The organism is Arthrobacter silvisoli, assembly GCF_003369445.1.
GTDB lineage: Bacteria > Actinomycetota > Actinomycetes > Actinomycetales > Micrococcaceae > Arthrobacter > Arthrobacter silvisoli.
The window spans coordinates 17,209-26,569 of record NZ_QRCU01000078.1 but is presented as its reverse complement, the minus strand read 5'-3'; the positions used below and the strand labels follow the sequence as shown (position 1 = coordinate 26,569).

Genomic DNA, 9,361 nt, shown 5'->3' with positions numbered 1-9,361 from the left:
GGCCTGCTGCCCGGACGTCATGTGACGTCCGGCGCCTTCCGTTGCGCAGGGGAATAGCCGCTCCCGGGGTACCGTTGATCCGACTGGTTCATAACAAAACGGCGACAGGAGCACTCTGTGGACTTCACCCCCGATTCCGGCACGATCACCATGTTTTCGACCACTTGGTGCGGCTACTGCAAGCGGCTGAAGAAGCAGTTGGATGTCCAAGGCATCGGCTACACCGAGATCAACATCGAAGAGGTCGACGGCACTGCCGAAATCGTGGAGCAGATCAACGGTGGCAATCGCACCGTTCCCACGGTCCTGTTCCCGGACGGCTCCGCTGCCACCAACCCGTCTGCCGCCGAAATCGTGGAGCGCCTCGCAGCCTAAGCGGTTCCAACCGCCCCGGTACTGGCCGGAGTGGCACGAACCGGGGCGGCAGCCGCCTCCAGCCGTATGATCACGGATTTCGACGCCGGGGTGTTACTTCCCTCGGCCGTCGAGTCCAGCGGCACCAGGACATTCGCTTCGGGGTAATAGGCGGTGGCGCACCCGCGCGCACTCGGGTAGGCAACCAGGCGCAGTTGACGCAAAACCCGGTCGACGCCGTCGGCCCCTTCGCTGTGGACGTCCACGTAGCCGCCGTCCGCGAGCCCAAGGTCCGCGAGGTCCTGCGGGTGGACGAAAAGCACCATCCGCCCCTTCTTAACCCCCCGGTACCTGTCGTTCATGCTGTACGTGGTGGTGTTGAACTGGTCATGGGAGCGCACGGTCTGCAGGAGCAGGCGCCCGGCCGGAATATGGATCGTCTCGAGCTCGTTCACCGTGAACATGGCTTTGCCGCTGGCGGTGGGGAAAGTCCGGGAGTCCCGCGGCCCGTGTGGCAGGACGAAGCCGTCCCGGGTCCGGGTCCGGGCGTTGAAGTTCTCGAAGCCCGGTACGACATGCGAAATGTGGTCCCGGATGCGGTCGTAGTTCGCGCTGAGGCCTTCCCAGTCAACGGGGACCTTGCTGCCGAGCACGGCGCGTGCCAGTCCACAAACGATCGCCACTTCGGACCTGGCGTTGGCCGGGACCGGCTCCAAATTCCCTTCCGAACGGTGCACCGCGCACACTGTGTCCTCCACGGTGACGAACTGCGGCCCCGAGGCCTGCCTGTCGATCTCGGTGCGTCCCAGGGTGGGAAGGATCAGTGCCTGTGCGCCGGTCACCGCATGTGAGCGGTTGAGTTTGGTGGAGATCTGCACGCTGAGCCGGGTCCTGCGCACCGCGGCTTCAGCGGCTTCGGTATCGGAGATGGCGTGCACCAGGTTTCCGCCGAGCGCGACGAGCACCTTGATGCCGCCGTCCCTCATGCCCCTGATGCTGTCCACGGCATCGACGCCGTCCGCCCGGGGCGGCTCGAAAGCGAACTCGCGCTGCAGCGCGTCGTGGAACCACGGCGGCATCTTCTCCCAGATGCCCATCGTCCGGTCGCCTTGGACGTTGCTGTGCCCCCGGATGGGCGAGGGCCCCGCGCCTGCCTTGCCGATGTTCCCGCGCAGGAGCAGCAGGTTGATGATCTCCTTGATCGTGGCGACGGCTTTGCGGTGCTGGGTCAGCCCCATGGCCCAGGTGATGATGACGCGCCGGGCGTCCAGGTACCGTTGCGCGAGTTCGTCGATCTCGGCCGTACTGAGGCCGGTCGCTGCCAGTACTTCCCGTTCATCGAGGTTTTCCAGGTGCGCCCGGAACGCTTCCAGGCCTTGGCAATGCTTCCCGATGAAATCGTGGTCCAGGACCGTTCCGGGGGCAGCTTTTTCGGCGTCGAACATCCGCTTGGACAGCGCCTGCAGCAGGGCCATGTCGCCGGCCAGCCGGATTTGCAGGAACTGGTCGGCGAGGTCGGTCCCTCGGCCCACCAGGCCACGTACGGTCTGCGGATTCCTGAAGTTGATCAGTCCGGCCTCCGGGAGCGGATTGACGGCCACAATCGCAGCGCCGGCCTGTTTGGCCTCCTCCAAGGCCGTGAGCATCCGGGGGTGGCAGGTTCCCGGATTCTGTCCCATGACGATGATCAGCCCGGCTTTCGCGAAGTCGGCGTAGCTGACCGCGGATTTGCCGACCCCGATGGTTTCCGTCATCGCCAGGCCGGACGATTCATGGCACATGTTGGAGCAATCCGGCAGGTTGTTGGTGCCGAAGGCGCGGGCGAAGAGCTGGTAGACGAAGGCGGCTTCGTTGCTGGTGCGGCCGCTTGTGTAGAAGGCTGCTTCGTTGGGGTAATCCAAGGCATTCAGTTCGCGGGCGATGATCCGGAACGCCTCGTCCCACGTGACGGGGTGGTAGTGCCCGGAGCCTTCCGGCTTGTAGACGGGCTCTGTCAGCCGGCCCTGCTGTCCAAGCCAGTACTCCGTGCGGGAGGCGAGGGATCCGACGTCGTTCACGTCCCAGAAGGCCGTGGGGACGGTGAGCATGCCGGCCTCCCAGCCGACTGCCTTGGCACCGTTCTCGCAGAATTCCGCCGCTTTCCGGTGCGCCGGATCCGGCCAGGCGCAGCCCATGCAGTCGTAGCCGTCTTTCTGGTTGACGGCCCGCAGGGCCTTCCATGCGCGGCCGACGCCCATTTCGCCCGCAGCGCGGTGCACCGTTTCGGCGATGCTGGGCAGCCCTGCTGCCGAACGCTCCGGAGCGGCGACAGAGAGCCGCGCGTCGGAATCTTGGACTTCCGGTGCTTTCCGTTCCACCGGTGCACCACCTCCCTCGCCGGGAAGACCAGGGGAATCGCTCGTTCCGCACCAAGCCTAGACCCGGCACCGGCCGGCGACAACGCCCGGGCCGCCCGCAGCGTCCAGGTGGCGCGTCAGCCCAGCAGCGTCCGGAAGTCGCCGTCGCGCAGTTCGGCGTGCTCCGCGTACACCTTGATGATGGCGTCCTCGACGGCCGGGACATCCACCCCGGGCAGGAGGTCGTCCGCGGCGCCCGCGGTGGCAGGATCCCAGTCGAGGCCAAGCGCCTCGTAGCTCGCCGTCAGGACCTCCCGGATCGGCGCCGAATCCTGGACCACCACCACCGAACTGAACAACCACGCACCGGAGACCACGCGCTGGGCGGTGCCGATCAGCTTCACCCGGTGGGCCGGAAACTCGGTGTCAACACCGTGCACGCTGAACTCGCCGGGGCAGTACTCCCCCGGGATCTCGCCGACGGCGGCATGGACTCCGACGCTGCGCAGCGCAGTCGCCAGCATCTCCCCGAAGTACCCGAAACGCGCCTTCGCTCCGGCGATCGCGTCATGGTGCGGTTCGACGTGGTCCACCACGAGGGTGCCCCGGTGGTAGGCCGCGGCCCGACCTCCGGCCTTGCGCACCAGCGGCTCGAAGCCGAGCTCCCGGCAGGCCTGCGAGGCGCACTCGAAGCCGAGCAGTTTGGCGTCCCGCTGTCCGAAGGCGACGGTCGGCTCCGGACGGTACAGCCTGAGGGTAGGCTCCAGCTGCCCGCGGCGGGCGCGGTTCAGCAATTCGATGCCGAAATCGAGGTCTTGGGCGGCACCCAGGGATTCGCCCTGCCGCATGACGGTCAGGGTTCCGGCGTAGCCGCTTGCCGGGGCGGCCATCAGCTGCGCCTCAGGGTCAGGATCTGTTCGGCCCTGCCGAAGGGGCCTTCGAGGTCATGAAGCACCGTGGATGTCAGGCCGATCCCGTCCGTGCCGAAGGACACCTTGTTGTCCAACCCGAGCCACTCCCCTGCGGGTTCCCGGTACATGTGGATCTGCAGGTCGAGGTTCGGGAACAGATAGCTGTTCTTGCCGGGCGAGACGCGCGCGGCGATCCCGTTCGCGGTGTCCACGAGGCCGATGAGGCGGGCGAAGTCGCGGCTGTCTCCGGCGTCGGTCAGCGGCACATCGGTGTGGATCCAGACCTTGCCGGATCCTGCTCGGTGGCCTTCGGCGATGCGCATCTCGAGGGAGCGGATGTAGCCGCCTGGCCACACGCTGGCGCCGTCCCAGGGCTTGCATTCGTCGGGCGGGGGCATGGTTTCGTCTTCGATGGCGGCCACGGCGCTGGAGTCACTGGTGGCCATCCGCCAGGCAGTGGCGCGGATGGCGGTCCGTCCTGCGGCGGTGAGTTCGGCCTGTATCAGTTCGATGGTCCGGCCGGGGCGCAGTGTGGTGCTGGCGATCGCGAATTCGCCGCCCGGAATCAGGCCCAGGATCTCGTAGCTGATGCGGGCGATCCGCATGTCGTCGCGGGGTTCGTGGCGAAGAAGTGCCTCGGCGAGGATTCCCGAGGCCGGCGCCATGTGCTGTTCATGGGGGTTCCAGGCTCCTTGGACGTGGATCGTGGAACGGTAGCGGCCGCCACCGAGGGACTGGTAGTAGAAGTTGCCTTCCGCGAGTTCAGGAAGCTCAGTACTCACGCATGCCCTTTCAGCGCCCGGTTACGGGATCCTCGTCGTTGCTGGAACTCAGACCACTGTATCCCCTGCGGAGGGGGCATCTGCCGCCAGTGCGGACCGGCGCCGCCGGCGCACAAGCAGTACCACCAGCACACCACAAGCGATGGCCAGGAAGAGCAGGCCGGTGAGGGGTGAAACGGCCGCAAGGGCCAGCCAGGCGTCGATCGCTGCGAAGCCGATCGTCGCGTAGAGCAGCGCCCACGCCGCGGAGCCGACGACGGCGGCCGGGAGGTAGCGGCGCAGGGGCATCACGGCAGCGCCGGCGGCGAAGTTGATGGCCGTCTGGACTCCCACCGTGAGGAAGGACAGCACGACGGCGAACGGTCCCCAGCGCTGGATGAGCGCCTGGGCTTTGGCTGCCTTTGAGGTGTGGAAACGGGCGGCGAAACGGCTCCGTTCGACGCCGGCCGCGGCCCCCCTGCCCAGCCAGTACGTGACGTTGACGCGGATCATCACGATGCCGAACAAGATAGCCAGTGCCATGCCGAACGGCAGCTTCAGAATGTCGTCCATGCTCCGGCCTCCCAGCCAATCACGCGCCTCGATCCGCGCTTCGGTACCCCCGTTGACCGCGTGATGAGCCGGGCCTAACCTGAGGTTCCAGGACAAAGGAGTCACCATGAAACGCCTTGCTGCCATCCTCGCGGCGCTCGTATTGCTTCCTCTGACTGCTCCCCCGGCCGGGGCCCAGCCCAACATCTACCACACCATTTACAACAGTCACGGTTCGGCGAACCTGGACCAGACAAACGGCTGTGAGCGGGTGGAAATCTTTCTCTCTTCCAGTGTCGCAGCTTTTGCAAGCCAGCCGGGACCGGTCAACAAGCAAGGGCTCACAGGAGTCTTCGTGCGGGTTTCTGACGCATGCGCCGGCATTGCTGCGGCCGCGGCTCCAGGCGGTTCGGTGCTGTTCCAGGCTGACGGCCAGAACTTCGCACCGCTGGTCACCGACCCCCGCCTCGAATCGGCATCCATCGCCACGGAACTGGCCGGCACCGATGGCGACGGCAACCCGGTGACGATCCGTGTCGCGGCCTCGTGGACCGGCGTCGGGCCCTTGGAACACAGCACGGTAAACACCCATGATCATTTCCCCGACGTCGGCAACGTCAGCGCGACCGACAACAACCTCCGCAGGGCCGCCGTGGCGACGCTGCACGTCGAGGCAGGACCCTATTCGATCTCCGGAACGGATTCGAATGCGGTGCTGGAACGGGTGAAGTCACGGTGTGTGGAGGTGGCCCGGCCGGGAGTGGAAGAATTTTTCCCCTGCTTCGGATTCCCCGGCTAAGCCACGGAAAGCTGCTAACTTGGGCGAAGGGACAATTCGCTGTTGCCACTCCAAGGAGGTCTTCTTCTGATCCGGGTAATCAGCTACAACCTCCGCAAGCACAGGGCAAGCAATGAGTTGCACCAGCTCGCCCACGAGTTCGATCTCGACGCGCTATGCCTGCAGGAGTGCGACGCCGCCGACCTTCCCGCGGGGCTCGGTCCGCTGCGCTTGGCCGACTCCACCAAGGGAAACCGCCTGGGCTTGGCCATCTACTACCGCCCCGAACGCTTCAACCCGCTGGAGAGCAGGTCCTTCGCGCTGCAGAAATCCATCCACGACCGGGTCCTGGCACCCGCGCACGAACGGTTGCTCGGCACCAGGATGACCGACCACACCACCGGGCACGAACTGGTGATCGGGTCCTTCCACGCCGCGCCCCTCACGGCATCGAACTCGTTGCGCCGCAAGCAGATCCACGCCGCCCACTCCGAGTTGATGGCCATGGGCGACGACCTCATGACCCTCATGGTCGGCGACTTCAACTACCCGTTCTTCACGGACAAGCTGCACGCGCACGTCAAGAACTCCGGCTACTCGGTGTCCCTGAGCGACCGGAAGACCTACCTCCGGTACAAGGTCTTCCGCGGCCACTTCGACTTTGCCACGTCCCTTGGACTGGACATCAGCAAGGTGGAGACCCTCCCGCAGGGCAAGTCTGACCACCTGCCGATCATGGTCACCGCAAAATACGGGCGGGAACCGGCAGTCCTGGCGGGCTAGCGGCGGTCAGCTGCCGGTTTTGCGCTCGACGGCGAAATCGCCGCCGGGATAGAGCATCGTTTCGTGCCCGTCATCGAAGCGCACGAAATAGGGCGGAGCCCCGTTCTCGCCCTTCACTTCGAGAATCTCCCCGTGACGATCGGTCGATCCTACGGTCCTGCCCCGGATGATGATCCGGTCTCCCTGGGAAGCCTCCACGGCAACCACCTCCGTACATCAGCGTAGAAGCCTCCGGGCGCCGAGGGAATGGGATCCGGCCTACAGAAACCGGGTGGCCAGCTCCGACGGCATCCGCCGGCAATGAATGTCGGTGGTGCGCGTTAGTTTCCGGATGAACCCGATTCCCCGGAATTCCACCCGGGAATCCTCGGAAGGCTGGGGCAGCAAGGTCGTCACCCGGCTCTCCGCCGATGTGCGCGCTGCGTACCCCGACGCCAAGGGTTTCTCGCCCCGAACCTGCGCTACATGAAGTCCTTCGCCCAAGCCTGGCCCGATTTCCCGATGTTGCAACAGCCCGTTGCAACATTGCCGTGGGGGCACAATCTGGTCCTCAGCGGGCCTTGGCCGAAGGTTGGTCCGCAGTGCCCTGGCTTTGCAGACCGACAGTAGGGCACACGACCGCGCGGGCAAGGCCGTCACCAACTTCAAGGACACCCTGCCCCCGCCCGGTTCGGACCTGGCCCTGCAATCCTTCAATGACCCGTATGTCGTCGATTTCGTGGCGATGACCGGAGGGCGGGATGAGCCGGACCTGGAACACCAATTCGTGGTGCATGTCGAGAGGTTCCTGCTCAAGCTTGGCCGCGGCTTCGCCTTCGTTGGCCGCCAGGTGCGGCTCACGGTCGATGGCGAGGAGTTCTATGCCGACTTGCTCGACAACGTCAAGCTTGCGCTGCTTTGTGGGCGTTGAGCTCAAGGCCACCGCCTTCAAACCCGAATACCTTGGCCAGATCAACTTGTACATGTCCGCCGTCGATGACCTGCTGGGGCATCCGGACGACCAGCCGACCATCGGATTGCTGCTGTGCCGGACCAAGAACAACGTGGTGGCCGAATATGCGCTCCGGGGGTTCAGGCAAACCGATCGGTGTCGCAGAATGGGAAGCCGAAATCGTGGCCTCGCTTCCTGAAGAGTTTGCCTCCACGCTGCCCAGCATCACCACCTTGTTGGAATCCGAACTCCGCCAGCGGGCTCCGGGCCAGGGGATGGCGACATGACGAGCTAGGTAGGTAGGCTGGTCTACCTACCTAGGAGACGGGAGTCCCGATCATGCCCGCAACAAAGCAGGACCTTCCCGCAAGGCCGCAGCCGCGCAAACCCGCACGCGATGCCCTGCTGCGTGCTGCGGCCCGGCTGTTTTATGCCGACGGGCTCGCCGGGACCGGCATTGACGCCATCACTGCGGAAGCCGGCGTGGCCAGGAAGAGCCTCTACAACAACTTCGCATCCAAGGCCGAACTGGTCGGCGCCTACCTGGAGGCCAGGCATGCTGAATGGCTTGAGCTCTACCGCGTGCGGCTCGAAGGCGCAGCCGATGCCAAGGAACGCATGCTGGCCGTTTTCGATGCATACGCGGACCATGCGGAGATGGCCTACGAGCACGGCTTCCGCGGCTGCGGGCTTCTCAACGCCGCCGCCGAACTGCCCGCACGCGATCCCGGCAGGGAAGCTGTCCGCCGCCACAAGGAAGAGGTTGAGGCTTTGCTGTCCGAGCACCTCGCGGAACTCCTCCCTGACGCCGGACACGTCGCGCCGATGGCCCGCCACCTGGCATTCCTGCTTGAAGGGGCGATGGCACGCGCGGGACTCGAAGGAAACGACCGGTGCATCCAGGAAGCGCGCCGGATCGCCGCGGAGCTGGTCGGCTCATGACGAAAACCACGGCAGCCGCAGGGCGCGGATGGGGTGCCCTGGCGATCCTGTTTTCGTCCATCCTGTGGGGCACTACCGGAACCGCAGCCAGCTTTGCCCCCGGGGTTGGCTCTTTCGCGATCGGAGCGGCGGCGATGGGCATCGGCGGCCTGCTCCAAGCCGCAATCGCCGTCCGGCCCATCAATGCCTGCCGGCCCGCACTGGCCCGCCGCCGGCCCGTTATCGCCGTCGGCGCAGTTGCCGTCGCGGTCTACCCGCTCGCCTTCTACTCCTCGATGCGGCTGGCCGGAGTGGCAATCGGAACTGTCGTTTCACTGGGTTCGGCTCCACTCATGTCCGCCGTCATCGAACGCATCATGGACAAGCACCCTTTTAGCTCCCGCTGGGCCCTCGGCACAGCGTTTGGGCTGTGCGGCGCCTTGTTCTTGTGCCTCGCCGGCCCCGTCCACGCAGGGTCCGGCCCCGAAATCTCCGGCTGGGCCATGAGCCTTGGCATCGGCCTTGGGTTGCTCGCCGGCCTCAGTTACGCCGTCTATTCCTGGGCGGCCCACCGGCTGATTGACATGGGGATCCCGTCAACGGCGGCCATGGGTTCGGTCTTCGGCGCCGGAGGCCTGCTGCTGGCGCCCGTGCTTGCTGTCACCGGCGCCCCGTTCCTGGATTCGTGGCAGAACTTCGCGGTGGGCGCCTACATGGCGGCAGTACCCATGTTCGCCGGATATGTCCTCTTCGGCTGGGGTCTTGCGCGGGTCGGCGCCGGGACCGCCACGACCCTGACCTTGTCCGAGATCGTCGTGGCCGCTGCGCTGGCCGTGCTGGTGGTGGGCGAGCAGTTGTCCGCACTGGCCTGGACCGGCGCTGCGCTCATCACGGGCAGCCTCTTCATCCTGACGCTACCCGTCTCCCCCCGCCGGCGCGCCGGAAATTACGCGGCCGACGGCGGGACGCACGTCCCGGAGCCTGCACCCCACCGCTGAACTGCGGCTGCCCCGAAAGCCCGCCCGCCGCCGTCG

At 66.1% G+C, this 9,361-nt stretch carries 13 protein-coding genes; 8 read left to right on the top strand and 5 right to left on the bottom strand.

Annotation, left to right across the window (positions count from 1 at the left end; translation table 11 throughout):
* The first annotated feature begins 117 nt into the window (after window positions 1–117).
* Window positions 118–375: a mycoredoxin gene (locus DWV11_RS19320; RefSeq protein ID WP_115790521.1), complete on the top strand. Its 258-nt coding sequence runs from the start codon at window positions 118–120 to the stop codon at window positions 373–375.
* On the opposite strand, the gene DWV11_RS19315 is transcribed toward DWV11_RS19320, so the two are convergent.
* The 4 genes from DWV11_RS19315 to DWV11_RS19300 all read right to left on the bottom strand — a co-directional run bounded on the left by DWV11_RS19315 (window position 372) and on the right by DWV11_RS19300 (window position 4,935).
* The gene (locus DWV11_RS19315; RefSeq protein WP_115790520.1) at window positions 372–2,711 is read right to left on the bottom strand and encodes an FdhF/YdeP family oxidoreductase; all 2,340 of its coding nucleotides are present in this window, start codon (window positions 2,709–2,711) and stop codon (window positions 372–374) included. The two genes, DWV11_RS19320 and DWV11_RS19315, sit on opposite strands and share 4 nt — an antisense overlap.
* Before the next feature lie 116 nt (window positions 2,712–2,827).
* Window positions 2,828–3,580, bottom strand: coding sequence for a lipoate--protein ligase family protein (locus DWV11_RS19310; RefSeq protein ID WP_115790519.1), 753 nt, complete (start codon window positions 3,578–3,580; stop codon window positions 2,828–2,830).
* Window positions 3,580–4,383 (bottom strand): thioesterase family protein, encoded by an 804-nt coding sequence (locus tag DWV11_RS19305; protein WP_115790518.1) that lies wholly within the window; start codon window positions 4,381–4,383, stop codon window positions 3,580–3,582. The genes DWV11_RS19310 and DWV11_RS19305 overlap by 1 nt, the downstream gene beginning before the upstream one ends.
* Window positions 4,384–4,431: 48 nt before the next feature.
* Window positions 4,432–4,935: a DedA family protein gene (locus DWV11_RS19300; protein ID WP_115790517.1), complete on the bottom strand. Its 504-nt coding sequence runs from the start codon at window positions 4,933–4,935 to the stop codon at window positions 4,432–4,434.
* 106 nt (window positions 4,936–5,041) lie between these two features.
* On the opposite strand from DWV11_RS19300, the gene DWV11_RS19295 reads away from it, so the two are divergent.
* Window positions 5,042–5,713 carry a hypothetical protein gene (locus tag DWV11_RS19295; protein ID WP_115790516.1) on the top strand — a complete coding sequence of 224 codons (672 nt, stop codon included), beginning with the start codon at window positions 5,042–5,044 and terminating at the stop codon, window positions 5,711–5,713.
* Between the two features lie 69 nt (window positions 5,714–5,782).
* Window positions 5,783–6,475 carry an endonuclease/exonuclease/phosphatase family protein gene (locus DWV11_RS19290; RefSeq protein ID WP_115790616.1) on the top strand — a complete coding sequence of 231 codons (693 nt, stop codon included), beginning with the start codon at window positions 5,783–5,785 and terminating at the stop codon, window positions 6,473–6,475.
* Window positions 6,476–6,481: 6 nt separating this feature from the next.
* Here the strand turns inward: DWV11_RS19290 and DWV11_RS19285 are convergent, their stop codons facing one another.
* The gene (locus tag DWV11_RS19285; RefSeq protein ID WP_115790615.1) at window positions 6,482–6,673 is read right to left on the bottom strand and encodes a DUF1918 domain-containing protein; all 192 of its coding nucleotides are present in this window, start codon (window positions 6,671–6,673) and stop codon (window positions 6,482–6,484) included.
* Window positions 6,674–6,940: 267 nt separating this feature from the next.
* Between DWV11_RS19285 and DWV11_RS20460 the strand changes: the two genes are divergently transcribed.
* From DWV11_RS20460 to DWV11_RS19270, 5 genes are all read left to right on the top strand, one after another.
* A complete protein-coding gene (locus tag DWV11_RS20460; RefSeq protein ID WP_245953803.1) occupies window positions 6,941–7,084 on the top strand; it encodes a DUF1016 N-terminal domain-containing protein in 144 nt (47 codons plus the stop codon).
* The gene (locus DWV11_RS20525; protein ID WP_281269641.1) at window positions 7,068–7,385 is read left to right on the top strand and encodes a PDDEXK nuclease domain-containing protein; all 318 of its coding nucleotides are present in this window, start codon (window positions 7,068–7,070) and stop codon (window positions 7,383–7,385) included. The genes DWV11_RS20460 and DWV11_RS20525 overlap by 17 nt, the downstream gene beginning before the upstream one ends.
* The gene (locus DWV11_RS20520; RefSeq protein WP_281269640.1) at window positions 7,375–7,605 is read left to right on the top strand and encodes a PDDEXK nuclease domain-containing protein; all 231 of its coding nucleotides are present in this window, start codon (window positions 7,375–7,377) and stop codon (window positions 7,603–7,605) included. The genes DWV11_RS20525 and DWV11_RS20520 overlap by 11 nt, the downstream gene beginning before the upstream one ends.
* Window positions 7,606–7,745: 140 nt before the next feature.
* Window positions 7,746–8,348, top strand: a complete 603-nt coding sequence (locus DWV11_RS19275; protein ID WP_115790515.1) for a TetR/AcrR family transcriptional regulator — start codon at window positions 7,746–7,748, stop codon at window positions 8,346–8,348.
* A complete protein-coding gene (locus DWV11_RS19270; RefSeq protein ID WP_210725798.1) occupies window positions 8,345–9,325 on the top strand; it encodes a DMT family transporter in 981 nt (326 codons plus the stop codon). The genes DWV11_RS19275 and DWV11_RS19270 overlap by 4 nt, the downstream gene beginning before the upstream one ends.
* Window positions 9,326–9,361 lie beyond the last annotated feature (36 nt).